Source organism: Ruegeria sp. HKCCD3925 (genome assembly GCF_057221175.1).
In genome coordinates, this window is the sequence record NZ_JBWVBI010000001.1 from 684,537 (window position 1) to 710,176 (window position 25,640).

Here is a 25,640-nt window from a genome sequence, read left to right on the forward strand (position 1 = left end):
GAACATGAAAGCCTTTCTGACCGCCGTCGCCGCGATGGTCGTGATCACTGTCGCCGCTCCTTACACGCTGGATCAATTCGGTTTCAGCGCCGCCGACAAGACGTCCGGTTCGGCTGTACGCCTCGACTGAATGCCGCAATACCTGACCACCCGCGAATTGGCGGATCTGCTGCGCATTGGTGAGCGGAAGGCCTATGATCTGGCATCCTCGGGCGAAATCCCGTGTGTACGCGCCATGGGCAAGCTGTTGTTCCCAAAAGCCGAGATCATAGCGTGGCTCAACGCCTCACGCTCTGGCCCCGATGTCGTCGAACCACCCCTGCCGCCGATCGTGGCAGGTAGCCACGATCCCCTGTTGGACTGGGCTTTGCGGGAAAGCGGCTCTGGGCTTGCGACTTACTATGATGGGTCTTTCGACGGGCTGAATCGTCTTGCGGAGCGCAGCGCACAGGCGGCGGCCTTGCATATCCACGAACCAGAAGGCTTCAACACTCAGACCCTGCGCGACACGATGGGCGAAGCACCTGTGATCCTCTACCAGATTGCCAACCGGCAGCGCGGCCTGTTGCTGGCACCCGGCACTTCGGACATCTCGGGGTTTCAGGATCTGAAAGGCAGACGGATCATTCTGCGGCAAGACAGCGCCGCCAGCCAGCGTCTGTTCGATGCACTGCTCGACGCCCACGGTCTGGGTCGTGATGATCTGAACACCCTGCCCGTTTGCGCCCGCACAGAAGAAGAGCTGGCCACCGCCCTGCGTGACGGCAAGGCAGAGGTTGGTTTTGGCCTTGGTGCACTGGCGCGCCCGTACGGGCTGAGTTTCGTGCCCACCCATTCCGAGCGTCTGGACCTTGCAATCTGGCGCCGCGCCTTCTTCGAGGCCCCCATGCAGACGCTGACCCAGTTTTTGAAATCCGAGCGTTTTATCGAACGCGCTGATGAACTAGGCGGCTATGACCTCGCAAATCTGGGTCGGATCCACCACAACGGCGCCAGTGGTTGATCTGTCGTCTATTCGCGGTTGCGCTAACCCAAGTCGAACTTACTGAGCGTTTGGAAAAAACAACTGCTCACCATCCAGCGTGTAAGACGCAATCGCCGCCTGTCCATCAAGGCCGATAAGCCAATCGATAAACCTTTGCCCGGCAGCGGCGCGAACGCCGGAGTGCTTTTCAGGGTTCACGAGGATTACACCATATTGGTTAAACAGGCGCGGATCGCCCTCGACCAAGACCTCCAGATTGCCCCGGTTTCCGAAAGACAACCAAGTCGCCCGGTCGGTCAGAGCATACGCGTCCATGCCGCTGGCCACGTTCAGCGTTGCCCCCATCCCCGATCCGGTCTCGCGATACCAAGTCCCCGAGGCCTCCGTCGGGTCAACGCCTGTCGCCTCCCAATAGCGCATCTCGGCTTTGTGAGTGCCGCTATCATCACCGCGCGAGGCAAAGGGTACCTTCGTTTCGGCCACAGCTGTCAAAGCGGTTACAATGTCGTTGCCACCGGCAATTTCGGCTGGATCAGATTTTGGGCCAACCAATACAAAATCATTGTACATGACATCGAACCGTTCGACACCCCAACCGTCTGCTACAAACTGCTCTTCAGCGGGCTTGGAGTGAACCAGAAGAACATCGCCATCGCCGTTGATTGCGTTCCGGATCGCCTGACCGGTCCCGACGGCCACAACCCGTACATCGATACCGGTTTCGGCCTCGAACCCCGGCAGGATATAGTCCAGCAGACCCGAATTCTGCGTCGAGGTCGTTGATTGCACAACGATAAAGGGTTCTTCGGCCAAACCTGCGCCTGCGGTCAGCCCAAGCGCGACAATTGATGCCCGAACGAAATCAGGGATCATTCGAAGTCTCCATCTCTGTTCATCAGGTTACCAGACCGCCAGCCAGATACCGGCGCGACTCGTTGCTTTTGGGGGCTTCCAGAACCTGCTGCGCCCTTCCGTGTTCCACCACACGCCCTGCCTGCATCATCACGATGTCAGATGCCAGGCGCCGCGCCTGCCCGATGTCATGCGTCACCATCACGATGCGCACACCCCGGGCCGAGGCGCGCAAGACCATCCGTTCGATCATCTGCATAGCACTTGGATCCAATGCGCTGGTGGGTTCGTCCAGGAACAAGGTCTTGGGGTCTAAGGCCAACGCGCGCAGGATCGCCAACCTTTGCGCCTCGCCACCAGACAGCGAACGCGCGGATTGACGTGCTTTACCATCCAGTCCTCCTTCGGCCAGCAAAGCTTCGATACGATGCCTGCGCAAGGCACGGGGCATCGATTTCCGCTTTAGCACAAAGTCCAGATTGGCCGCGACCGAGCGGCGCAGCAACACGGGGCTTTGAAACACCATCGCCTGCCGCGATTTGTGGGCTGCATTCAACACAACACCGTCCTGACTGACACGCCCGCTGTCGGGTTGAATCAGACCATGCAGACAACGCAGCAACAGACTTTTGCCAGCGCCGTTTGGACCCAAGATCATGGTCGGACCCGCGCCATCCAGGCACAAATGCGGGACATCGAGCAGCACCTTGCCTTCGCGTGCAATGTGCAACCCTTGGACCTCTAACATGCCTGGCACCTCGGTCACGACATCACGCATGGCGCAGCCCTTCCCGCTCGGCCCGCAGGGTCAATGCGCTGACCATCGCGTTTACCGCCACGGCCAAACCGATCAGGATCACACCCAAGGCCAGCGCCAGCGCCAAGTTCCCCTTCGAAGTCTCAAGCGCAATCGTGGTCGTCATCACGCGCGTCACGTGATTGATATTGCCGCCGACGATGATCACTGCGCCTACCTCGGCGATTGCCCGGCCAAACCCGGCCAGTAATGCGGTGACCAGAGCCAGACGCGCGTCCCACAACAGCACCGGGATCGAAGCCAACCGCGATACGCCGAGCGAGCGAAGCTGTTCAGAATACTCTTCGGCCAGCATCTCGACTACCTGCCGGGTAAGTGCGGCCATGATCGGCGTCACCAGCACCACCTGCGCTATGATCATTGCGGTGGGGGTGTAGAGAAGTTCCAGCACCCCCAGAGGACCGGATCGGGACAACATCAGGTAGACCAGCAAACCGACGACGACTGGTGGGAACCCCATCAGAGCGTTCACAAGGATAATCAGCGCCCGCCGTCCCGGAAACCGCGCGACGGCCAAAGCTGCCCCAATAGGCATCCCGATGACCGCCGAAATCAGAACAGCAAAGATCGAAACACGCAGCGACAACAACACAATTGCCCACAGCTCTGCATCCCCTTCGAGGATCAGCGAGAGCGCCTGAGTGAATTCTGATGCAAATCCCTGCATATTCTACCATTCATGCCGTATGCTGTGACAAAATGCTATGAATTACAGGGAAATACTAAAGGTTCTGGCCAGCAAGTACAGGCACAAATTCGACATTCAAAACTAAGAACGCGGCCCTGACGGGGCCGCGTTTGATTGGCACGTCTTTTGCTGTAGCTGGTTCAGTTCAGCGCAGCGTCGGTGATCTGATGTGTCCATGCCCCTTCAGGCTTTTTGGTGATAACCGGATCAGATCCGCCCGCCAGCAGGGTATCAACCGTGCGATCGAAATCGGCTGGATCCAGCGCCCCGTTCGACCCTGCGGTCAGCTTGGCAATCTCGCCCATCATGCGCTTTTGATGCTCTTCGGTCTGGGCACCGGTCGCATCGTTTTCGAGAACGATCTCGGCGGCTTCATCCGGGTTCTCTTCGGCGTACTTCCAACCCTTCATCGAGGCACGGACAAACCGTTCCATCTTGTCGGTGAAGGCCGCATCGCTCAAATTTTCTTCAAGCACATATAGACCATCCTCAAGCGTGGCGACGCCCTGATCTTCGTATTTGAAGGTTACCAGTTCTTCAGGCGTGACACCGGCATCAATGACCTGCCAATACTCATTGTAGGTCATGGTGCTGATGCAATCGGCCTGACGCTGCAGCAGCGGGTCGACGTTAAAGCCTTGTTTCAGCACTTCGACACCGCTGTCGCTTTTGCCATCGGTACCGATTCCCAGCTGACTCATCCAGCTCATGAACGGGAATTCGTTGCCGAAGAACCAGACTCCCAGCGTGCGATTTTTGAGATCTTCGGGCGAGGCAATCCCCGCATCTTTCCAGCAGGTCAGCATCATGCCCGAGCTCTTGAAAGGCTGCGCGATGTTCACCAGAGGCAGACCCTTTTCGCGCGCGGCAAGTGCAGCCGGCATCCATTCCACCGTAACGTCTGCTCCGCCACCTGCGATCACCTGTGTGGGCGCAATATCAGGACCACCGGGCAGAATGGTGACGTCCAGCCCCTCTTCTTCGTAGAACCCTTTATCTTTTGCCACATAATAGCCCGCAAACTGCGCTTGCGTGACCCACTTCAATTGCAGTGTCACCTCATCCGCAGCAAGTGTCGCACTGGCTGCCAGGCTAAAGGCCGCAACCGCCCCACTGAGTAGCTTCTTCATCTTCATATCTCCTAGTTGCTTATGTTTGCCCCGTTTATGGGGTCTGTTGAGTTATTCCTTTATCCTCGCTGCGACGGATGCCAGAAGGTCACCGCCTTTTCGATCATCGCCACTACGCCATAGAAGGCCGTCCCCGCCAGCGCGGCCACCACAATCTCGGCCCACACCATATCCAGCGACAATTGCCCGACGCTGGTCGATATCCGAAAGCCCATGCCCAATGTGGGGGAGCCAAAGAACTCAGCCACGATAGCGCCGATCAGCGCCAGAGTGGTAGAAATCTTTAGCCCGTTGAAAATAAACGGCATCGCGGCGGGGAGGCGAAGTTTCAGGAAGCTCTGCCAATAGGTGGCGGCATAGGTCTCCATCAGATCGCGCTGCATCGTTGTGGCTTCGCGCAGCCCTGCCACCGTGTTCACCAGCATCGGGAAGAACACCATCACTACGACGACCGCCGCCTTGGAATGCCAGTCGAACCCGAACCACATCACTAGAATGGGTGCGGTGCCCACGATCGGCAGCGCTGCAACGAAGTTGCCGACGGGAAGAAGCCCGAGGCGCAGGAAATCCCATCTATCCACGGCAATTGCCATGAGAAAGGCCGAACCGCAGCCGATGATATAGCCGCTGAGTGCTCCCTTGATGATCGTTTGAACAAAGTCAGCCCAAAGTGTCGGCAAACTGTCCCAGAAACGGTCCCAGATGACTGATGGCGCAGGCAGAATGACCAAGGGCACTTCTAGTCCACGCACCACCAGCTCCCAGATGCCAATCACGGTCAGACCGAAGATCAGGGGCGCAAGAAACCGCACCATCCGTGTGTCAGAATAGGGTCCGCTGGCCAGACGGCTGTTCAACCACCAGCCCAATAACCAGACAGCGATTGCACCAAGAATAGGTATCATTGTGCCATCCCCATTCGCTTCAGGACGGTCCGCTCGATCAGCCCCAGCAACCCGACGAGACAGGCGGCGAGAATGGCCGCAGCAAACAGCGCCGACCAGATCTGTACCGTCTGGCCATAGTAGCTACCGGCCAGCAGCCGTGCACCCAACCCGGCAACAGCCCCGGTCGGCAGTTCTCCAACAATGGCCCCGACCAGCGAAGCAGCGACGCCAATTTTCAGCGATGTGAAGAGATAGGGCATCGAGGCCGGCAGGCGCAGTTTCCAAAACCCCTGCGAACGGCTGGCATTGTAGGTTCGCAGCAAATCCAACTGCATAGCATCCGGGCTGCGCAGCCCTTTTACCATGCCTACGACGACGGGGAAGAAACTCAGATACGCCGAAATGATCGCCTTAGGAATGATCCCCTGAACCCCGACAGAATACAGAACGACAATGATCATCGGAGCCAGCGCAATGATAGGAATGGTCTGGCTAACGATCGCCCAGGGCATCACCGACAGATCCATCACCCGACTGTGCACGATCCCGACCGCCAGTAGGATGCCCAACCCGGTTCCGATAGCAAAACCCAGCATCGTGGCGCTCAGCGTGACCCAGCCATGATAAATCAGAGAGCGTTTCGAGGTGATTTTTTTCTCAATCGTGGTTTCCCACAGCTCAATCCCAACTTGATGCGGTGCAGGCAGCCGCGGGCGGTCCTGCTCCCATGTGGCTGGGATTGCAAACGCGTTGTTCAAGGCCAGACCGATCTCCCCCATGTCCCGGCGATCCTTGGCTGAAGGTGGTTGGACTTCAGCACCCGCGCGCTCCTGTTCAGTCAGAACCCCTTTGATATTCATAGGAATACAGGCCGCGTACCAGACAACGACAATGGCGGCGATCACGGTGAGGACTGCAATGATCTGCTTCATGCGTGCCACTCCATCCGAATGACAGGCACCGTGTCAGGTGGCACCGGAGGCTCTCTTCCCGTCTCAACAAAGCCCTCGCGCCGATAAAACCGTTGCGCGTCGACATTTGGCACATGTGTGGTCAGCCAAAGATGGTCGCGCCCCTCCTTCGCCTTATCCAGCAATTGCTTGCCGATGCCCTGCCCAGTGCGCAAACAATACAGCGCACCAACCTTATGTTCGACCGGATCGACAGACATATAGCAATCAATCGGATCACCTGCGATCCAGATGTCCCTGTTCGGAAACGCCTCAAGGATCAGATCCGCCAGCTTTTCTTCTGGCAATTCCTCGGGTATCCAATCGGTCTGGGCGGCCCAGGTCGCGATGATGCGCGCGCAATCCCCCACATCTTCGCGGGATGCCCGTCTGATGCCTTTATCCGCCATCACACATCATCCCCATGACCCGCTCGCAATCCTTCTCGCACGCGGTGGGCGACTTCGATAAACTCGGGCGTGTCACGGATATCCAGAGGCCGCTCTTTCGGCAGAGGGCTATCGATCACATCCGTGATCCGGCCAGGCCGAGGGCTCATTACCACGATCTTGGTGCTGAGATACACCGCTTCGGGGATCGAATGTGTTACGAAACCGATGGTCTTCTCGGTGCGCGCCCATAATGCCAGAAGCTGTTCGTTCAGATGGTCGCGCACAATCTCATCCAGCGCACCGAACGGTTCGTCCATCAGCAGAATATCCGCATCAAATGCCAAGGCCCGCGCAATACTGGCCCGCTGTTGCATCCCGCCCGAGAGCTGCCAGGGGAACTTACCGCCAAATCCATCAAGATCAACAAGTTCCAGAACCTTTCTAACGCGTTCCTCCTGCTCGGCGGAGGAATAGCCCATGATCTCAAGCGGCAGCTTGATGTTCTTTGCAATGGTCCGCCACGGGTAGAGCCCGGCCGCCTGAAACACATACCCATAAGCGCGCTTTCGCCGTGCTTCGTCAGGCGTCATGCCATTCACGGTCAGGGTCCCGCCGGTCGGTGTTTCCAGCGCTGCGATACAGCGCAGGAACGTCGTCTTGCCGCAGCCCGAGGGGCCGATAAAACTAACGAACTCCCCCTTGCCAATCGACAAGTTCACATCTTTCAGCGCATGAATAGGCCCATCATTCGTCTGAAATGTAAGATCCAGCTGCCTTGCCTCAATAACGGGCTGAGTAGTATTTTCTGTATTCATTCCATTGCCTTGAAGAAGCTCAGACCCGAGTCGCCAGAAAGGCGACCCAAGGGGTTTATACTCCCGTTGCCGGTATACCTGTCCGCTCAACAGGCCGGGGCGCTGTCAACTCTTTCCAGGTGCTCAGCGCCTTGTTCACATGGGTATTGGCCTCACGTGCCACGAACTTACCGTGCCCTTCCTGAGTCTGAATCTCGCCATCATGTACAGCCACCGCACCGCGGGTCAGCGTGAACCGAGGCAGCCCTCGCACCTCTTTGCCCTCGAAGACGTTGTAGTCGATCGACGACTGCTGCGTATCAGCCGAGATCACCTTGGCCTTATCCGGATCCCAAACCACCAGATCAGCATCCGCTCCCACGAGAACCGCACCTTTTTTCGGATAACAATTCAATATCTTGGCGATGTTAGTTGAAGTAACAGCCACGAACTCATTCGGCGTCAATCGCCCGGTATTCACCCCATGCGTCCAAAGCATCGGCATCCGATCCTCCAGCCCTCCGGTCCCGTTCGGGATTTTGGTGAAATCACCCACGCCATATCGTTTCTGCTCGGTCGTAAAGGCGCAATGGTCCGTGGCCACGACGCTTAGAGTTCCCGATTGCAAACCGTTCCACAAGCTGTCCTGATGCTGCTTATTCCGGAACGGAGGGCTCATGACTCGCCGTGCCGCATGCTCCCAATCGTGATGGAAATACTCGCTTTCATCCAATGTTAGGTGTTGGATCAAAGGCTCGCCCCAAACCCGTTTGCCCTGCATCTTGGCGCGTCGAATAGCCTCATGCGCCTCCTCACAGGAAGTATGCACCACATAGAGCGGTACGCCCGCCATATCCGCGATCATGATCGCGCGGTTGGTTGCCTCACCTTCCACCTGTGGCGGGCGGGAATAGGCATGCGCCTCTGGCCCGGTATTACCTTCTGCCAATAGCTTCGCACTCAGTTCTGCAACCACATCGCCATTCTCGGCATGAACCATCGCGGTGCCACCCAACTCGGCCAGACGCTTGAACGAAGCAAACAGCTCATCGTCGTTCACCATCAGCGCGCCTTTATAGGCCATGAAATGCTTGAACGTATTGATGCCACGCGTCTCGATGACGGTTTTGATGTCGTCAAACACCTGCTCGCCCCACCAGGTCACCGCCATATGGAACGAATAATCACAGTTCGCGCGCGTAGACTTGTTGTCCCAACGCTTCAGGGCGTCCAACAGGCTTTCGCCCGGATTAGGCAACGCGAAATCCACAACCATCGTGGTCCCGCCTGCCAGCGCTGCGCGTGTTCCGCTTTCGAAATCATCGCTGGAATAGGTTCCCATAAACGGCATTTCCAGATGCGTGTGCGGGTCGATCCCTCCGGGCATGACATAACAGCCCGATGCATCAAGTTCCTTATCACCTCGCAGGTCCGGCCCAATCTCAGTAATCACACCACCTTCGACCTTTACATCCGCCTTATAGGTCAGATCAGCGGTCACAACGGTTCCGTTCTTGATTACAGTGCTCATGTTAAACTCCCTGATGCGGTCTGCGCCGCTTGCTTCATCTGGCTAAAAATACCCCGGGGGAGCCGCCCATCGGGCGACGGGGGCAGAGCCCCCTATTCCACGATCCCAGCCGTCTCGACGACCGCATGCAGTAGAACATCCGCCCCGGCTGCAGCCCAATCCTTGCTGATCTCCTCAGCTTCATTATGGCTCAACCCATCAACGCATGGGCACATCACCATCGCCGTTGGCGCTACCCGGTTGATCCAGCAGGCATCATGCCCGGCGCCCGAGATGATATCCGTATGCGAATACCCCAACCGCTCAGCCGCATCGCGCACCGCCGCCACGCAACCTTCATCAAACTTCACCGGATCAAAACCGCCCACTTTCTCGAATTCGATCTGCAGCCCCATCTCTTCGACGATATCTTCAGCTGCGACTCGCAGACGGTTCTCCATATCAGTGATCACGTCCAACTCGGGCGAGCGAAAATCGACCGTGAACACTGCCTTTCCAGGGATCACATTGCGTGAGTTCGGATAGACATCGATATGCCCCGCCGCACCCACGGCATGAGGTGCATGCGACCATGCAATCTCGTCCACTTTCTCAAGAACACGCGCCATCGCCAGCCCGGCATTCTTGCGCATCGGCATCGGTGTAGACCCAGTATGCGCATCCTTGCCGGTCACGGTAACCTGGGTCCAGCTCAAACCCTGACCATGGGTTACAACGCCAATATCCTTACCCTCAGCTTCCAGAATCGGGCCCTGTTCAATGTGCAACTCAAAGAAAGCGTGCATCTTGCGCGCGCCAACCTCTTCATCGCCGCGCCAACCGATGCGGTTCAGTTCATCCCCGAACTTCTTTCCTTCGGCATCCTCACGTGCATAAGCCCAGTCCTGAGTGTGCATTCCGGCAAACACCCCCGAAGACAACATCGCCGGGGCATATCGCGTTCCTTCTTCGTTGGTCCAATTGGTGGCCACAATAGGGTGCTTGGTCTTGATGCCCAGGTCATTCAGCGTGCGAATGATCTCCAGCCCACCAAGCACGCCAAGAACGCCATCATACTTGCCACCTGTGGGCTGCGTATCCAAATGCGACCCTACATAAACCGGCAGTGCCTCGGGGTCCGCTCCCTCTCGTCGGGCAAACATGTTGCCCATCTGGTCCAACCCCATCGAGCAACCGGCATCCTCGCACCATTTCTGAAACAACGCGCGCCCTTCGGCATCCTCGTCCGTTAGCGTCTGACGGTTGTTCCCACCCGCGACGCCCGGGCCGATCTTGGCCATCTCCATCAGGCTGTCCCATAACCTGTCGCCATTGATCCTGAGATTCTGCGCCGGAGCTGCCATCTTGTTCTTCCCTGTTGCTTGCGATTTGGCTCGCTTTTGGTGTCTTGATTTGACCATCTGGTCAAACTCACGCTATCACGGGTTCGACATCAGTCAAGAAATTGCAGTGGCCTGCCGGAATTTTCGACATAATTGACGCCCAACTGGCCGAAAAAAGGACAACAGGTGAACATGCCCAAAGACCGCGCCCCAACCCGGATTCAGCAAAAGAACCGAGCAGCGATTCTCGAGGCGGCCCTGAATGTGTTCTCAGCCCACGGTTTTCGCGGCGCAACCGTCGACCAAATTGCAGCTGAGGCGGGGCTGAGCAAGCCCAACCTGCTCTATTATTTTCCATCGAAAGAAGCGATCCATACAGCCCTGTTGTCGGGTCTGCTTGAAGTCTGGCTCGCTCCCCTGCACGCGTTGAATGAAGATGGCGACCCACTGGAAGAAATACTATCTTATATCCAACGCAAGCTTGAGATGAGCCGCGATCTGCCGCGCGAGAGCCGCCTCTTTGCCAATGAGCTTGTTCAGGGCGCGCCGCGCATTCATGAAGCTTTGTCCAGCGATCTCAAAAAACTGGTCGATGAAAAAACCACGATTCTGACAAGCTGGATGGCTCAGGGCAAAATTGCACGAGTCCATCCCTATCATCTGATTTTCTCGATCTGGGCACTGACACAGCATTATGCGGATTTCGATGTTCAAGTCCGGGCAATTCTTGGGGAAGAAGACCCTTTCGAAGGCGCGGTTCCGTTCGTGGAAACGCTCTATCGAAAACTGCTTACACCTTAAGAGACGCTTAACCCTATTGAGAAAAGCTCGGAGCATGATGACGTATCGCTCAGATCCCGAGCCTTGGATCACCCAGCTTTTCTCGTCCCGATCTGCTCGAATGGGAGCTGTTGTACGACGCTCAGTTGCTTGGGTCGAACGCGAGGTTGGTCACGCGGCTTTTCAGGCAGAAGTGAAACGGCGCGGATACCATTTGATCCGCACCGCCAATCAATATGTCATCATCTGCCACAACGGACCCATCGACATTCTGTTCTGAGTAAATTCTTCGAATTTTCTCCGCCAAGATTTTTCGACGAAAAATCTCTGACTACTCCGCCGCTTTCGCCATGGGGTTGTTGGGGTGTGTCGTCCAATTGGCATATTCAGGATCAACGACCTTGCCTGTGCGCGGATCAACCGCTCCGGCGGCCATCGGCTCCATGGAAATACACCCCTCTACAGGGCACACATCCACGCAAAGATTGCAGGCCACGCATTCCTCGTCGATAACCTCGAACACCCGATCCGCCGACATCGAAATCGCCTGATGGCTGGTATCTTCACAGGCTGCAAAACAGCGACCGCAATTGATGCACTGATCCTGATCGATCTTCGCTTTGGCGATGTAGTTGAGGTTCAGATATTGCCAATCCGTCACATTGGGCACTGCGCGTCCGATCACTTCGTCGATATTGGCATAGCCTTTCTCATCCATCCATTCTGATAAGCCAGCCGTCAATTCATCGATGATTTTGAACCCATAGGTCATCGCTGCAGTGCAGACCTGAACATTGCCGCAACCCAGCGAGATAAACTCTGCTGCATCGCGCCAAGTGGTGACGCCACCGATGCCTGAGATCGGTAGCCTATGCGTGGCTTCGGCCCGCGCAATCTCGGACACCATCGACAACGCGATTGGTTTCACCGCCGGTCCGCAGTAGCCACCATGGCTGCCTTTACCGTCAATCGAGGGTTCGGGGCTGAAGGTGTCCAGATTGACGCTGGTGATCGAGTTGATCGTATTGATCAGCGACACCGCATCCGCGCCCCCATTCTTCGCTGCCGCCGCAGGTTTGCGGATATCCGTAATGTTCGGCGTTAGCTTCACGATAACTGGGCGGTCGTAATACTGTTTGCACCAACGGGTCACCATTTCGATGTATTCCGGCACCTGCCCGACGGCAGACCCCATACCCCGTTCACTCATCCCGTGCGGACAGCCAAAATTCAGCTCGATCCCGTCCGCACCGGTTTCAGCCACACGCGGCAGAATGGCCTTCCAAGCAGCCTCTTCACAGGGCACCATGATCGAGGCGATCAGGGCGCGATCTGGATAATCCGCCTTTACGCGGGCCATTTCCTCAAGGTTCACCTCAAGCGGTCGATCTGTGATCAGTTCGATGTTGTTGAGTCCCAACAACCGGCGGTCCGCGCCATAAATCGCGCCATAGCGTGGGCCGTTCACATTCACGACCGGAGGCCCCTCGGCCCCCAAGGTCTTCCACACTACGCCGCCCCATCCGGCCTCGAAGGCGCGGCGAACATTGTACTCCTTATCCGTCGGTGGCGCGGAGGCCAGCCAATACGGGTTCGGGCTTGATATTCCAAGAAAGTTTGATGTTAAATCAGCCATTTATCCGGCCTCCCTGATGCAGTTCTGCATCTTTGTCTTTGAGTTTCACGCGCTCAGAGCAGCGTGGATATCCATCGCGGCATCGCGACCTTCGGCTACGGCGGTCACGGTCAGGTCTTCGCCTCCTGCCGCACAGTCTCCGCCAGCCCACACACCGGCCATTGAAGTGCGTCCCGCCCCGGTCACGGCAATCTTATTGCCATCCAGCGTTAGGCCTTCCGGCGCACCGTCAAGCGTCTGACCGATGGCCTTAAGAACCTGATCGGCCGGCACACGGACAGTTTCACCCGTTCCGGTCAGTCGACCATCATGGCTCGCAGTATACTCCAATTCGATCTCTGCTGCGGCACCATTTCCGTGAATGGCCACCGGCTGAACATTGCAGAGAATCCGAACACCATGCGACGCCGCCAAATCCTGTTCGTACCGGCTGGCACCCATCGCGTCGCGACCTCGGCGATAGGCGATGGTGACGTGCTCAGCGCCTAGCAGTTTCGATTTCACTGCCGCATCTACGGCAGTCATACCACCGCCAATCACAACGACATTGCGACCCACAGGTAGATCAACCAGATCGCTGGCCTGTCGCACATCCGAGATAAAGTCGACCGCCGGGCGCACCCCGTCTTTATCGACCCCATCAGCCCGCAGTGCGTTCACCCCCGCAAGTCCGATTGACAGGAAAACAGCGTCATAGTTCTCCTGCAACCCTTCCAGAGAAATCGTCTCTCCCAGAATCGAACCGGTCTCGATCGCGATCCCGCCTATTTTAAGCAGCCAATCGACCTCGGCCTGTGCAAAATCATTGGTAGATTTATACGCCGCAATCCCGTATTCGTTCAGACCGCCTGGCTTGGGCTTGCCTTCGTGGATCACCACATCATGCCCCAGCATCGCCAGACGATGCGCACAGGCCAGACCGGCGGGCCCTGCCCCGACCACAGCGATTGTCTTGCCGGTTGACGTGGCGCGCTCGAACGGATGAACGCCCGAAGCCATCACATCGTCGGTTGCATAACGCTGCAGGCGTCCGATCTCGACCGGCTTGCCTTCTGCCGTCTCACGCACGCAAGCCTCTTCACACAAAGTTTCGGTCGGACAAACCCGGGCACACATGCCGCCCAGAATGTTCTGCTCCAGAATGGTTTGCCCTGCCGCCTGCGGTTGCCCGGCCTGAATCTGGCGAATGAACAACGGAATATCGATATCCGTAGGACAGGCCGTCACACATGGCGCGTCATAGCAGAAATAGCATCGATCGGCGGCCACAGCGGCCTCGTGCGGGGCCAGTGGCGGATGCAGATCGGTGAAATTCGAGGTCAGCTCATCGCTGGAAAGCCGCCCGGAGACGATCCCGGGTGCCATCTGGCCCTGTGCCATCACTCTACTCCCTGTAGATATGTTTGTTATGGACCCCAGCTTGCCACAATCTGATTTTTTATCAATTGGTAAAATTTGCCAAATGGTCAAAAAATGAAAAATCCGGGCGAAATCGCCCGGATTCAGTCAGAAATTGCCTATTTTGTTGGCAGCGGTGGCTCAGACCATCCCGCCCAGGTGGCCGGATTTGATCCAAACACGGGCTCCGCCCTCTCCTGCTACAGCAGCAAAGCATGATCCAGGCGGCAAGCGCAACCAGTCCCAAGTGCCAAATTCTTCGCCCGCCTCGGCAAAGCCACCTTCGATAACGAAGACCTCAAACCCCTTATCGGCGTCCAATTCAATATGTTCGCCCGCGCCCCAGGTTTGCACCTGGACATCCTCATGCACGTCCTTGAACAAATCGATATCTCCGCCCCCGTTGATCGAGCGCCGAACCTCGGTGCGGTCGTCGGGGTCGAACTGATGCAATTTGACCAGAATAGTCGCGCCTTCGCTGGCCGAAGGTGTATGGGAGGACGTCGGGGGATTGCGTACATAGCTGCCGACAGGGAAATCTCCGGTTTCATCCTGGAACACTCCGTCCAGCACCAGATATTCCTCACCCCCGTCATGAGTATGCGCCGAAAACGCGCTGCCGGGGGCAAAGCGCACGATGGTTGTGGTACGCGCCACTTCCTCGCCAATGCGGTCCAGCATCTTGCGTTCGACGCCAGCAGCCGGTGACGCGACCCATTCGGTCTGATCAAAGTGAACGGCGACCCGCTGTGTGAAATCTGCATTGACCCGCATATGCAATCCTCCAGCATTGCTGTCACATTAGATGGGAGCACGAGCCGGATTTGCAAACCGGTCATGTTTGGGGTTTTGACGCCCTTCACAGCTTGTTGTACTTCCGGTTGAGGCAGCGGCCGAATACCGGCCCGATCAGAAAGCGCAACACGATGCAGGCAAGCCCGGCGACATTCAACATCCTCATCATCGGGCAAAACAACCGGCTGCAATACGAGGCTCTTTTGTTCGCCGCCTCGCTGCGCCACAGCTCACCAGGGTTCAACGGTCGGCTGTTCGTCGGGGTGCCACAGCCCGGCCCTCTTTGGCCTCAGAACCCCAGCATTCAGGATGCCGAAGTTCTCGAAGCCCTGCAGCATCTGGGTGCCGAGATTCTGCCTTTTGAGTCTCATGCTTTTGGCTCGAGCTATCCCAATGGCAACAAGATCGAAGCTTTGCTGGCGATGCCAGAGGGTGAGCCCTTTGTCTTCTTCGACTCCGACACTCTGATCACCGGCGAAATTTCCGACGTCCCGTTCGATTTCGAACAGCCCGGCGCCTCACTTCGGGTCGAGGGAACATGGCCCAAACCCACGCTCTACGGCCCAGGATATGAGGGTATCTGGCGCGCACTGTATGACCGGTTCGGGCTGGATTTCGAAAGCTCTCTCGATCCCAGCCAGCCCGAGGGTTATTGGCGGCGCTACCTGTATTTTAACGCCGGTTATTTCTTCTACAAATGCCCCCGCCAATTTGGTGAGCGGTTTATGGGCTATGCCCGCACCATTCGCGACGAGGAAATCCCCGAACTGACCGGGCAAGTTCTGAACCCGTGGCTAGATCAGATCGCCTTGCCGCTGGTCATCCATTCCTTCGGTGGCGGACGGGATGCCCTGCCCGAGGGCCTGCTGGATGGTCGGATCAGCTGCCACTATCGCCTGTTCCCGATGCTCTACGCCCGCGAAAGCGATCATGTGGTCGGGATATTGGAAACCGTCGTGGCCCCGAACAAGATCAAAAAAGTGCTCAAAGGCTATGATCCACTGAAGAAGCTCGTGATACAGCGCAAGGGTGCGAAGATCCGGGCATTGTTCGATCGAAACAACCTGCCCGCACGCGAACAGGTCATTCGCAAAACGATCAAGTCCAAGGGGCTTTGGCTGCGGTGACGCGGACATTGTGCCGGGCGAGCCAATGTCCTAGAGATTCAGCAACACACATTCCAACAGGAGATTTCCTCGATGTCTGACGGACCCACCTACGGTTTTGACACGCTGCAAATTCACGCCGGGGCCCGCCCCGACCCTGCCACAGGCGCGCGCCAGACACCGATCTACCAGACCACGGCATATGTATTTCGCGACGCGGAACACGCCGCCGCGTTGTTCAACCTGCAGGAAGTGGGTTTTATCTATTCGCGACTGACCAACCCGACTGTTGCGGTGCTGCAGGAACGTGTGGCGACGCTTGAAGGCGGTGTCGGTGCGGTCTGCTGTTCCTCGGGACACGCAGCGCAGATCATGGCGCTGTTCCCGCTGATGGGGCCGGGCTGCAATGTTGTCGCCTCGACCCGCCTCTACGGTGGGACTGTGACGCAGTTTAGCCAGACGATCAAACGTTTCGGCTGGTCGGCCAAATTCGTTGATACCGATGATCTGGACGCTGTGAAGGCCGCTATCGACGAAAACACCCGTGCAGTATTCTGCGAATCCATCGCCAATCCCGGCGGCTATGTCACTGATATCCGTGCTCTGGCGGATTTAGCCGATGCAGCAGGCATTCCGCTGATCGTCGACAACACCTCTGCCACGCCCTACCTGTGCCGCCCGATTGAACAGGGCGCGACGCTGGTCGTGCACTCGACCACCAAGTACCTGACCGGAAACGGCACCGTGACCGGCGGCTGCATCGTGGATTCGGGCAAGTTCGACTGGTCGGCAAATGACAAGTTTCCTTCGCTCAGCGAACCCGAACCCGCCTATCACGGCCTGAAATTCCACGAGACCTTCGGCCCGCTCGCCTTTACATTCCACGGCATCGCGATCGGTCTACGCGATCTGGGCATGACGATGAACCCTCAGGCGGCGCATTACACACTGATGGGGATAGAAACGCTATCGCTACGGATGGAGCGCCATGTCGAAAACGCGCAGAAAATAGCAGCGTGGCTCGAGGCAGACGACCGTGTGGATTACGTGACATATGCTGGCCTGCCATCCTCGCCTTATAGCGACAGGGTAAAAAAGCACTACCCGCGCGGCGCGGGCGCCCTGTTCACCTTTGCGGTCAAGGGCGGCTATGACGCCTGCGTAAAGCTGGTGAACGCGCTTGAGATCTTCAGCCACGTGGCCAACCTTGGCGACGCACGGTCGCTGATCATCCACTCGGCCTCGACCACACACCGTCAGTTGACGCCCGAGCAGCAGGAAGCTGCAGGCGCAGGCCCTGGAGTGGTGCGCGTGTCCATCGGGATCGAGGATGCAGACGATCTGATCGCTGATCTCGATCAGGCTCTGTCCAAAGCCAGCGCCTGATCCGATGACCGGGCACAACACAAATGAACTGGGTCAACCCATCGGTTTTTCGGTCACGGGCGAGTTCCCTCGCCCCACGCCACCTTACACACCGATGCAGGGCCGGTTCTGTTCCGTTGTGCCATTGGATGTAAACAGGCACGCGCCCGGCTTGTACCGGGCGTTTGCCAATGACATGGACGGCCACAATTGGACTTATCTGCCCTACGGCCCGTTCGACTCGGAGGCGGATTTCACCGCATGGGCGCAGTCAAACTGCATGGATGCGGACCCGATGTTCCATACGGTGCTCGACGCCGATGAGGTGCCCGTGGGGATGGCCTCATACCTTCGGGTCGAACCAGCTGCGGGTGCAATCGAAGTGGGCCACATCCATTTCTCACCCCTGCTGCAGCGTAAACCGCAATCGACCGAGGTTATGTATCTGATGATGCGCCGTGTGTTCGATGAGCTTGGTTATCGCCGCTATGAATGGAAATGCGACGCCCTGAACGCGCCATCAAAACGCGCAGCTGAACGTTTGGGTTTCACGTTCGAGGGCGTCTTCCGGCAGGCGACACATTACAAAGGACGCAACCGGGATACGGCGTGGTTTTCGATTATCGACAGCGAGTGGCCGCGCATTCGCGCGGCATTCGAGAACTGGCTTGCGCCGGGGAATTTCGATGCATCGGGCCGGCAGCGCCAACCGCTGCAAGCCCGGGTTGGATCGTAGATTACTCCGCGATTTCGAACTCCATCGCGATATTGACCGAAACGGAAATCTCTCCGCCTGCGACCGGCACGCCACCGGCGTCCGACATAGCCATCTCGCGCATCTGAGCCATCGGGCGAACACCTCCGCCGTGGTCGTTGATCGATAGGACTGGACCCAGCGTAACCCCGGACGCCTGCGCTAGTTGCTGCGCCTTCTCGGTCGCATCTGCCACAGCTTTGGCCCGTGCTTCAGCCTCAAGCGGTTTGGGCTCTTGCACGCCAAAGCTCAGACCGCCGAAATCATTCGCACCATCCTTGATGACCGCATCCATGATCTGGCCCAGATTATCCAGATCCCGCACGCGAACCGAAACGCGGTTGGACGCGGTGAACCCAGTGATCTTGGGTGGCTCATTGCTGGAATTGCTGCGCCCCGACCAGACCGGTGAAAGCGAAAGATCGCGCGTCTGAACATCGCGCGCCTCCAATCCCATTTCGTCCAGTCGTTTGAGGATCTGCGTCACCGCATCCGAGGTCGCCTGCATCGCTACCGATGCCTGCGCATCCTGATTGGTCACGCCCAGCGTTATCGTTGCCATATCGGGTGCAACCAGAGCCGTACCGGTCCCGCTGACCGAGATGCGACGTTCTTCCGCATGGGCGGGCAGAGTCGCGGTGGCAGCGGCCATGGCGGCCAAAAAAGCAAGTGTCTTCAAGATGATCCCTCCTTGATGCTTGCCCTCAAGATGGGTGGTCAGGCCCGTACACGGCAAGGGGGAAACGTGCCTTTTTCTTTCCCTCGGCGAGTTCCTGCTCTAATCTCGGCGGGCAGACATCTAAGCGTTTGCATAAAAGCCGACAATTATGGTTCATCGCGATTATGAAACCCGCCTTTGCGCTGTCATTTTCTGAAAACGGCATTTCCTTGCATCATCAGTCGGATGGAGACTGGTACTGCATTGGAACCGTTCCGTTAGATGCGTCGGATTTCGCGGACCAGATGCAGGCCCTTCGGGATCAGGGATTCGCGCTGGAAAATGACCTGAGTTGCAAGCTTGTGATTCCATCCGATCAGGTGCGCCTCTTGGTTGTCGACACCGATGGTTTGGACACCGATGCAGCGGCGAAAAAGGTCAAGGATACGTTGGCCGCAGCCACGCCCTATGAGCTATCAGAGCTGGCTTATGTCGCGGGCGACGTGGGGACTGAGACCCCGGTTGCCGCTGTGGCCCAGCAAACGCTGGACGAAGCCAGCGCATTTGCCACCGATCATGGCTTTATCCCCGAGGCATTCTGGGTCAGCGCAACCGGCAACGATACTTTGGACGCGCCATTTCTGGAACTGCCGATCATTGTGGATGAGGACGCTGTGATTGCGGCCCCCAAACCCGTTGATACGCCGGACATACCGGTTCACGCCATCGCTGAAGATGCAGCCCCCCCTGCATTTGAGCCTGTTACCAAAGCACTGCCCTCGTCTGCCAAAACAGGAACGGATCTGAAACGCTTTGCAATTCCTGCGATCGCAGCGTCGGTTGTGGTTGGAATGTTGCTGGGTGTCTGGTCTTACAACAGCTCTGACCCCGAAATTGTCGAAGTGGCCGAACCGTTAGAGCCCGAGCTGCAGCCAGAGCCAGAGATTGTGACGGCAGAACCGCAGGCACAACCCGAACCTCAGGAAACCGAGATCGCAAGCCTCCCACAAGAACCTGAAGTGGCAGAGGAAGAACCGGTGCTCACCCCCACGGACGAGGCCATTCTCGAAGCACTGAAGATTGAACCGGAGCCGGTCGAAGACATCGCTGATCTGCCAGAGAGCAGAACCGAGTTTCGTGAGTTTACCGGCACCGCCCCCGTTGAACCTTCAGGCCTGGAGCCAGCGCCTGTGGCTGGCGTGGATAATCAATATCTCACATCGGTCGATCGCTCGGACCTGTCGACCGATTCCGTCGCACTACCCGAACTTGCCAGCCTGGACACAGATGCGTCTTTTGAGTCGATCTCTTTGCCAGGCCAAGTGGGGCAGCGGTTCAACCTGGATGAACGCGGACTTGTGACGCCAAGCGCCGAAGGCACGCTGAACCCGGCCGGTGTGATGGTTTATCTGGGTCGTCCCGCATCCGTGCCCCCCGAACCCCCAACCAGGTTCGAAACAGAACCCGTTGTCATAGAAGAGGTCGATGAGAGACTCGCGGCGTTTCGCCCACGGCCACGCCCGGAAAATCTGGTGGATCAATTCGAACGCCAGCAACTTGGCGGTCGATCCCGGCAAGAGCTGGCCTCGGTCCGGCCTAAGCTGCGGCCCGAGTCTCTGCAAACCCCGCCGCAGGTCGATGAAACCCCGACTGCGCTGGCTGTTGTACGGGTACCCCGTCCAAAAATCAGGCCTGCCAGCATCACGGCGCGCGCGACACGGCAACCTAGTTCTGGGAGTGCAGCGCTGGCCTCGACCGCAAATGTGGCCAGTAATGCCGATGAAGTTGGTTCGTTCCAGCCCAGAACGGTCAATCCCAAAATTCCGTCTTCCGCGTCAGTTGCGAGACAAGCAACCATCGACAACGCGATTAACCTGCGCAAGTTGAACCTAATCGGCGTGTACGGCACCCCGGCAAACCGCCGTGCTTTGGTCCGCCTGCCCAGCGGACGCTACAAAAAGCTTAAGGTGGGCGATCGCATCGACGGAGGTAATGTCATCGCCATCGGCGACAGCGAGTTGCGCTATCAGAAGCGCGGCAAGAACATCACGCTCAAGATGCCGCGCGGGTAAAGAAAAAGCGCCATGTCGGTCAGACACGGCGCTCGGTTGATTTCATTGATTCATGTTTAGGCTGCAGAGATTTCACCCGACTCAATCTGCTCACGTTCGATCGATTCAAACAGGGCTTTGAAGTTGCCCTCACCAAACCCGTCATCCCCTTTACGCTGAATGAACTCAAAGAAGATCGGGCCAATGACTGTTTTCGAAAAGATCTGCAGCAGAATCTTGGTCTCAGCGCCATCAACTACACCTTCACCGTCGATCAGAATGCCGTGCTTCATCATCCGATGCTTGGGCTCATCATGGCCGGACACACGGTCGTAAGACATGTCATAATAGGCCTCGTTCGGACCGGGCATGAACTTCAGACCCTTCTCGGCAATGGCATCGGTCGAGGCGTAGATGTCGTCGCTGCCCACCGCGATATGCTGGATGCCTTCGCCATTGTACTTCTTCAGGTAGGAGACGATCTGTCCGGTCTCGCCACGATCTTCATTGATCGGAATGCGGATGCGACCACAAGGTGAAGTCAACGCGCGACTGTAAAGCCCGGTGAACTTACCTTGAATGTCGAAAAAGCGGATTTCACGGAAGTTGAACAGGTCGCCATAGAATTTGAACCACTTGTCCATGTTGCCCTTGAACACGTTGTGGGTCAGGTGATCGAGATAGTAGAACCCATCGCCGCGCGGTTTTGACTGCTCCAGCCATTCAAATTCCTCATTGTAGGGCGAGGTGTCATAATACTGATCGATGAAGTAGATCAGCGAACCACCAATGCCCTTGATCGCCGGAACGTTCATGGTCTTGTCTGCGCCATCATAAGGCTCAGCCCCTTTGGCGATCGCGTGCTCATAAGCCTTCTGAGCATCAACAACGCGCCAGCCCATGGCAGGGGCGCAGGGGCCGTGCTCGGCCACGAATTTGGCTGCAAAACTATCAGGATCCGCGTTCAGAATGTAGGTTACATCACCCTGTTGCCAAAGCTCGACCTTGGGGGTGTTGCGGTGATAGCCGACATAGTCGAAGCCCATTCGCGCAAACAGGTCTCGCAACTCTTGCGGCTCGGGGTGTGCGAATTCAACAAACTCAAACCCGTCGGTACCGGCTGGGTTTTCTTCGCTGATGACAGATTTCGGGGCGTTATGCGGGAAAGGACCCATGGCGCGTCTCCTCGGAAAACAGGAATTTCTTTGCTGATTCAAAAATACGCCTTAATGAGTGCTGTTTCTGCGCATTGTTTTCGTATAAACTAAGTTTAGATGCGTACTTTCCGCATATTGATCGCAAATCTTGAGGAAACGCCGCACGTGCTGGATCGGATTGATATCGGAATACTCGCAGCTTTGCAGCGCGACGCGCATCTGACGTCGCAGCAATTGGGTGATGTGCTGAATCTATCCGCCAGTCAGGCGGGCCGTCGCCGACAGCGCCTTGAGGCCGAGGGTTATATCACTGGGTACACCGCACGACTGGACCCGCTGAGGCTGGGGCTACAGGTTCAGGGGTTCATTCAGGTGCATCTGGGCACTCATGGCCCCGAACAATCCGCAGGCTTCGCCCGCATGGTCAACACCCGCCCCGAGATCACCAGCGCCTGGACGATGACAGGTGAGGCAGATTACCTGCTTCATGTCTATTGTGACGACTTATCCGCACTCAATACCTTGCTTCACGAAGTGATCCTGCCGCATCCTGCAGTTGCACGGGTGCAAAGCCAGATCGTAATGGACCAATTGAAACGCGACGCGCCGCTCCCGACCTGAGCGGATTTAAGAGGACAATAATGAACGAGTTCCTTTATCAGGCATCGATCTATCTGGCAGCTGCGGTGATCGCAGTGCCGCTTTCCGCCCGTCTGGGTCTGGGATCGGTGCTGGGTTATCTGGCCGCAGGCATCGCGATTGGTCCCATTTTAGGCCTTGTCGGGGCCGAGACGGAAAGCCTGCAGCATGTGGCCGAATTCGGCGTCGTGATGATGCTGTTCCTGATCGGGCTCGAGCTTGAGCCCCGTGCCTTGTGGGATATGCGGGACAAATTGTTAGGCTTGGGCGGGCTGCAGGTCGGCCTGTCGACCGCCGCAATCGCAGCTGTGGCGTTCTATGCGGGTCATCAGTGGTCGGTGGCGCTGGCGGTTGGATTAACCTTGTCACTTTCTTCCACTGCAATCGTGCTGCAGACCCTATCCGAAAAGGGCCTGATGCAAACCAACGGAGGTCGAGCGACCTTCTCGGTCCTGCTGACGCAGGACATTGCCGTAATCCCGATCCTAGCTTTCCTGCCGCTGCTTGCCCTGCCCGCAAGCATCCACATCGAAGATGACGGCTCCATCAGCCGTGGCGTAGGCATAGCCAAAGACGCGGATTATCACGCCAAACTCTCGCTGGTCGAAGGTCTGCCCGGCTGGGCCGTTACGCTTGTCACCATTGGCGCCGTCGCGTTTGTCGTATTGGCCGGCATCTACCTGACCCGCCCACTGTTCCGTTTCATCCACGCCACCCACCTGCGCGAAATGTATACGGCACTGGCGCTAATGATCGTGGTCGGCATCTCGTTCCTGATGACCCTTGTGGGCCTGTCGCCCGCTCTTGGCGCGTTTCTGGCCGGAGTGGTTCTGGCCAGTTCGGAGTTTCGACACGAAATGGAAAGCGACCTTGAGCCGTTCAAGGGGCTGTTGCTGGGCCTGTTCTTCATCACCGTGGGCGCTGGGATCGATATCGGGTATTTCTTCGCCGACCCGTTTGACCTGATCGGTTTGGCCTTGCTGGTCATACTGGCCAAGGGGATCATCCTGTTCATCGTCGGGCGCGCCTTCAAGCTGCGCGGGCGCGATCACTGGCTGTTCACGCTGGGTTTGGCCCAGGCCGGTGAATTCGGCTTTGTCTTACTGGCGTTTTCTACGCAGCAGAACGTGATTCCGCCGGGCTTGTCGCAAAAACTGTTGATGATCATTGCGCTGACCATGTTGATCACACCGCTTCTGTTTATCGTCTACGACGTACTTTCGCGCTTTCTCGGCGAGAGCAATCCGCAGGTTGAACCCGATCAGATCGACGAAAAAGGCCCTGTCATCATCGCCGGGATCGGTCGCTTTGGGCAGATCGTCAACCGGCTGGTACAGGCAAGTGGGTTTAAAACAGTTGTTCTGGACCACGATATCGAAACGATCCAGCTGATGCGACGGTTCGGTGTCAAAGGCTTCCTTGGCGACCCGACTCGCCCCGAATTGCTGCGCGCTGCTGGAATCGAAAAGGCAGCGGTCCTTGTCGCGGCCATGGATGACTACAAACAGGTCACCCGTCTCGTCGGATATGCCCGCCGCCAGCGGCCCGATCTGCACATCATCGCCCGCGCCCGCGACCGCAACCATGTCTATGAACTGTATCAGGCCGGGGCCAACGACATTGTCCGCGAGATGTTCGACGGATCGCTACGCGCGGGCCGCTATGTTTTGGAGAACATTGGCCTCAGTGAATACGAGGCCGCACAAGCTGAACAAACCTTTTATCACCACGACCGGGGATCGGTGCGCGAGCTTGCAGAACTGTGGATCCCCGGCATGCCCACAGCCGAAAACAAGAAATACATCGAGCGTGCGCGGCAACTGGAAAAAGATCTGGAAACCGCGCTGCTGGAACTGGCCGAGGAACACGCCAAGAAGTCGGCTTAACCGTCCGACACACCCGCTTCAGCGAATGTCGCCATGCCGGAATGGCAAGCAACCGCGCTTTTCAGAATATTGATCGCCAACGCTCCGCCCGAGCCTTCGCCCAGGCGCAGGCCGAGGCTCAGCAACGGCTCTTTGCCCAGCTTGTCCAGCATCGCGGCATGTGCGCCCTCGGCACTTTGGTGGCCCGCGATGGTGTGATCCAGCGCTGTTTCCGAAATCTGCGCCAGACAGGCTGCAGCTGCGGTGCAGATGAATCCATCCAGAATAACCGGTATCCGCAATACGCGCGCGGCGGCTATCGCGCCAGCCATAGCCGCAATCTCGCGTCCGCCGAGACACCTTAGAATATGAAGTCCATCGCCCTGACCATGCAGAGCGACGCCTTCCGCAACAACCCGGGTTTTGTTCGCCAGACCTGCATCATCCACACCGGTCCCGCGCCCGGTCCAGTCGGCGGCATCCCCGCCAAATAGCGCGCAAGCGATGGCGGCAGCCGGCGTGGTATTTCCGATCCCCATCTCTCCAACAACCAGCAGATCGGCCTGCGGATCAACCGCCTGCCATCCTGTGCGCAGTGCGCTTAGAAATTCCTCTTCGCTCATCGCGGGGCCTTGGGTGAAATCTGCGGTCGGACGGTCCAGCTCCAGCGCGTGCACGTCCATCTTCGCGCCCGCAGCCTTTGCCAACTGGTTGATCGCCGCGCCGCCATGTTCGAAATTCATGACCATCTGCACCGTCACTTCGGGCGGGAACGCCGAGACACCTTGAGCAGTTACGCCATGGTTGCCAGCAAACACGATGACCTGCGGCGCATCGATCCGAGGCCGCGCATCCCCGCGCCAACCTGCATACCAGATCGCCAGATCCTCAAGCCGCCCCAACGCGCCGGGCGGTTTGGTTAGTTGACCGTTGCGCTCTTCCGCGCCCTGCTTGGCAGCGGTGCCCGGGCCGGGTGCGCCGGTCAGCGCATTGCGGAAACTGTTCAGGTCATTGAGTTCGGGCAGCATGGAAAGCCTCGTTGCATCAGAGTGGTTGTGTGTGTTTAACCAATGCTGGCAAAGCAACAA

General features: G+C 57.6%; 26 protein-coding genes. 10 read left to right on the forward strand and 16 right to left on the reverse strand.

The features are described 5' to 3' along the window. Positions 1 to 4: 4 nt before the first annotated feature. Together AC2TEM_RS03405 and AC2TEM_RS03410 are read left to right on the forward strand one after the other, a co-directional pair. Positions 5 to 130, forward strand: a complete 126-nt coding sequence (locus AC2TEM_RS03405) for a hypothetical protein (RefSeq protein WP_255612119.1) — start codon at positions 5 to 7, stop codon at positions 128 to 130. Then, positions 131 to 1,003, forward strand: a complete 873-nt coding sequence (locus AC2TEM_RS03410) for a helix-turn-helix transcriptional regulator (RefSeq protein WP_170421173.1) — start codon at positions 131 to 133, stop codon at positions 1,001 to 1,003. 39 nt (positions 1,004 to 1,042) lie between these two features. Here AC2TEM_RS03410 and AC2TEM_RS03415 read toward each other — a convergent pair whose 3' ends face one another. The 10 genes from AC2TEM_RS03415 to AC2TEM_RS03460 form a co-directional block, all read right to left on the reverse strand. Then, the gene (locus AC2TEM_RS03415) at positions 1,043 to 1,858 is read right to left on the reverse strand and encodes a substrate-binding domain-containing protein (RefSeq protein WP_170421171.1); all 816 of its coding nucleotides are present in this window, start codon (positions 1,856 to 1,858) and stop codon (positions 1,043 to 1,045) included. Between the two features lie 22 nt (positions 1,859 to 1,880). Beyond that, on the reverse strand, positions 1,881 to 2,615 hold the full coding sequence (locus AC2TEM_RS03420; protein ID WP_170421169.1) for an ATP-binding cassette domain-containing protein: 735 nt from the start codon (positions 2,613 to 2,615) through the stop codon (positions 1,881 to 1,883). Beyond that, entirely contained in the window at positions 2,608 to 3,321 is a 714-nt protein-coding gene (locus AC2TEM_RS03425) for an ABC transporter permease (RefSeq protein ID WP_170421167.1), read from the reverse strand. The genes AC2TEM_RS03420 and AC2TEM_RS03425 overlap by 8 nt, the downstream gene beginning before the upstream one ends. A 161-nt stretch (positions 3,322 to 3,482) precedes the next feature. After that, entirely contained in the window at positions 3,483 to 4,472 is a 990-nt protein-coding gene (locus AC2TEM_RS03430) for an ABC transporter substrate-binding protein (RefSeq protein WP_170393369.1), read from the reverse strand. A gap of 59 nt (positions 4,473 to 4,531) precedes the next feature. Further along, the gene (locus AC2TEM_RS03435) at positions 4,532 to 5,377 is read right to left on the reverse strand and encodes an ABC transporter permease (protein ID WP_170421165.1); all 846 of its coding nucleotides are present in this window, start codon (positions 5,375 to 5,377) and stop codon (positions 4,532 to 4,534) included. After that, a complete protein-coding gene (locus AC2TEM_RS03440; protein WP_170405143.1) occupies positions 5,374 to 6,291 on the reverse strand; it encodes an ABC transporter permease in 918 nt (305 codons plus the stop codon). The genes AC2TEM_RS03435 and AC2TEM_RS03440 overlap by 4 nt, the downstream gene beginning before the upstream one ends. Continuing rightward, positions 6,288 to 6,719, reverse strand: a complete 432-nt coding sequence (locus tag AC2TEM_RS03445; protein WP_170393374.1) for a GNAT family N-acetyltransferase — start codon at positions 6,717 to 6,719, stop codon at positions 6,288 to 6,290. Before AC2TEM_RS03445 ends, AC2TEM_RS03440 begins: the two co-directional genes overlap by 4 nt. Further along, positions 6,719 to 7,516, reverse strand: a complete 798-nt coding sequence (locus tag AC2TEM_RS03450; protein ID WP_170421163.1) for an ABC transporter ATP-binding protein — start codon at positions 7,514 to 7,516, stop codon at positions 6,719 to 6,721. Before AC2TEM_RS03450 ends, AC2TEM_RS03445 begins: the two co-directional genes overlap by 1 nt. 55 nt (positions 7,517 to 7,571) lie before the next feature. After that, positions 7,572 to 9,026, reverse strand: a complete 1,455-nt coding sequence (gene hydA, locus AC2TEM_RS03455) for a dihydropyrimidinase (protein ID WP_170393377.1) — start codon at positions 9,024 to 9,026, stop codon at positions 7,572 to 7,574. Between the two features lie 92 nt (positions 9,027 to 9,118). Beyond that, entirely contained in the window at positions 9,119 to 10,369 is a 1,251-nt protein-coding gene (locus tag AC2TEM_RS03460) for a Zn-dependent hydrolase (protein WP_170421161.1), read from the reverse strand. Positions 10,370 to 10,540: 171 nt separating this feature from the next. Here AC2TEM_RS03460 and AC2TEM_RS03465 point away from each other — a divergent pair, with 171 nt between their 5' ends. Together AC2TEM_RS03465 and AC2TEM_RS03470 are read left to right on the forward strand one after the other, a co-directional pair. Beyond that, positions 10,541 to 11,149 (forward strand): TetR family transcriptional regulator C-terminal domain-containing protein, encoded by a 609-nt coding sequence (locus AC2TEM_RS03465; RefSeq protein WP_170393378.1) that lies wholly within the window; start codon positions 10,541 to 10,543, stop codon positions 11,147 to 11,149. 37 nt (positions 11,150 to 11,186) lie between these two features. Beyond that, entirely contained in the window at positions 11,187 to 11,408 is a 222-nt protein-coding gene (locus AC2TEM_RS03470) for an N-(5'-phosphoribosyl)anthranilate isomerase (RefSeq protein WP_480790400.1), read from the forward strand. Between the two features lie 51 nt (positions 11,409 to 11,459). Here the strand turns inward: AC2TEM_RS03470 and preA are convergent, their stop codons facing one another. From preA to AC2TEM_RS03485, 3 genes are all read right to left on the reverse strand, one after another. Further along, entirely contained in the window at positions 11,460 to 12,764 is a 1,305-nt protein-coding gene (gene preA / locus AC2TEM_RS03475) for an NAD-dependent dihydropyrimidine dehydrogenase subunit PreA (protein WP_170421157.1), read from the reverse strand. A gap of 45 nt (positions 12,765 to 12,809) precedes the next feature. Continuing rightward, positions 12,810 to 14,144: an NAD(P)-dependent oxidoreductase gene (locus AC2TEM_RS03480; protein ID WP_170421155.1), complete on the reverse strand. Its 1,335-nt coding sequence runs from the start codon at positions 14,142 to 14,144 to the stop codon at positions 12,810 to 12,812. A gap of 159 nt (positions 14,145 to 14,303) precedes the next feature. Beyond that, positions 14,304 to 14,936, reverse strand: a complete 633-nt coding sequence (locus tag AC2TEM_RS03485; RefSeq protein WP_170421152.1) for a cupin domain-containing protein — start codon at positions 14,934 to 14,936, stop codon at positions 14,304 to 14,306. A gap of 152 nt (positions 14,937 to 15,088) precedes the next feature. On the opposite strand from AC2TEM_RS03485, the gene AC2TEM_RS03490 reads away from it, so the two are divergent. From AC2TEM_RS03490 to AC2TEM_RS03500, 3 genes are all read left to right on the forward strand, one after another. Then, positions 15,089 to 16,084, forward strand: coding sequence for a hypothetical protein (locus tag AC2TEM_RS03490; RefSeq protein ID WP_170422422.1), 996 nt, complete (start codon positions 15,089 to 15,091; stop codon positions 16,082 to 16,084). 72 nt (positions 16,085 to 16,156) lie between these two features. Continuing rightward, on the forward strand, positions 16,157 to 17,449 hold the full coding sequence (locus tag AC2TEM_RS03495) for an O-acetylhomoserine aminocarboxypropyltransferase/cysteine synthase family protein (protein ID WP_170405113.1): 1,293 nt from the start codon (positions 16,157 to 16,159) through the stop codon (positions 17,447 to 17,449). Positions 17,450 to 17,453: 4 nt separating this feature from the next. Then, positions 17,454 to 18,164: a GNAT family N-acetyltransferase gene (locus AC2TEM_RS03500; protein WP_170421151.1), complete on the forward strand. Its 711-nt coding sequence runs from the start codon at positions 17,454 to 17,456 to the stop codon at positions 18,162 to 18,164. A 1-nt stretch (position 18,165) separates the two neighbouring features. On the opposite strand, the gene AC2TEM_RS03505 is transcribed toward AC2TEM_RS03500, so the two are convergent. Then, positions 18,166 to 18,861 carry an SIMPL domain-containing protein gene (locus AC2TEM_RS03505; RefSeq protein ID WP_170421149.1) on the reverse strand — a complete coding sequence of 232 codons (696 nt, stop codon included), beginning with the start codon at positions 18,859 to 18,861 and terminating at the stop codon, positions 18,166 to 18,168. Between the two features lie 164 nt (positions 18,862 to 19,025). Here AC2TEM_RS03505 and AC2TEM_RS03510 point away from each other — a divergent pair, with 164 nt between their 5' ends. Further along, positions 19,026 to 20,912 (forward strand): hypothetical protein, encoded by a 1,887-nt coding sequence (locus AC2TEM_RS03510; protein WP_170421147.1) that lies wholly within the window; start codon positions 19,026 to 19,028, stop codon positions 20,910 to 20,912. A 56-nt stretch (positions 20,913 to 20,968) separates the two neighbouring features. On the opposite strand, the gene hppD is transcribed toward AC2TEM_RS03510, so the two are convergent. Beyond that, the gene (hppD, locus tag AC2TEM_RS03515; RefSeq protein ID WP_480855981.1) at positions 20,969 to 22,066 is read right to left on the reverse strand and encodes a 4-hydroxyphenylpyruvate dioxygenase; all 1,098 of its coding nucleotides are present in this window, start codon (positions 22,064 to 22,066) and stop codon (positions 20,969 to 20,971) included. 99 nt (positions 22,067 to 22,165) lie between these two features. Between hppD and AC2TEM_RS03520 the strand changes: the two genes are divergently transcribed. Together AC2TEM_RS03520 and AC2TEM_RS03525 are read left to right on the forward strand one after the other, a co-directional pair. Next, on the forward strand, positions 22,166 to 22,669 hold the full coding sequence (locus AC2TEM_RS03520) for an Lrp/AsnC family transcriptional regulator (RefSeq protein WP_370644441.1): 504 nt from the start codon (positions 22,166 to 22,168) through the stop codon (positions 22,667 to 22,669). A gap of 20 nt (positions 22,670 to 22,689) precedes the next feature. Continuing rightward, positions 22,690 to 24,573, forward strand: a complete 1,884-nt coding sequence (locus AC2TEM_RS03525) for a monovalent cation:proton antiporter-2 (CPA2) family protein (protein WP_170393396.1) — start codon at positions 22,690 to 22,692, stop codon at positions 24,571 to 24,573. On the opposite strand, the gene cobT is transcribed toward AC2TEM_RS03525, so the two are convergent. Then, positions 24,570 to 25,580: a nicotinate-nucleotide--dimethylbenzimidazole phosphoribosyltransferase gene (cobT, locus tag AC2TEM_RS03530; RefSeq protein WP_170421145.1), complete on the reverse strand. Its 1,011-nt coding sequence runs from the start codon at positions 25,578 to 25,580 to the stop codon at positions 24,570 to 24,572. The genes AC2TEM_RS03525 and cobT overlap by 4 nt on opposite strands. Between the last annotated feature and the right edge of the window lie 60 nt (positions 25,581 to 25,640).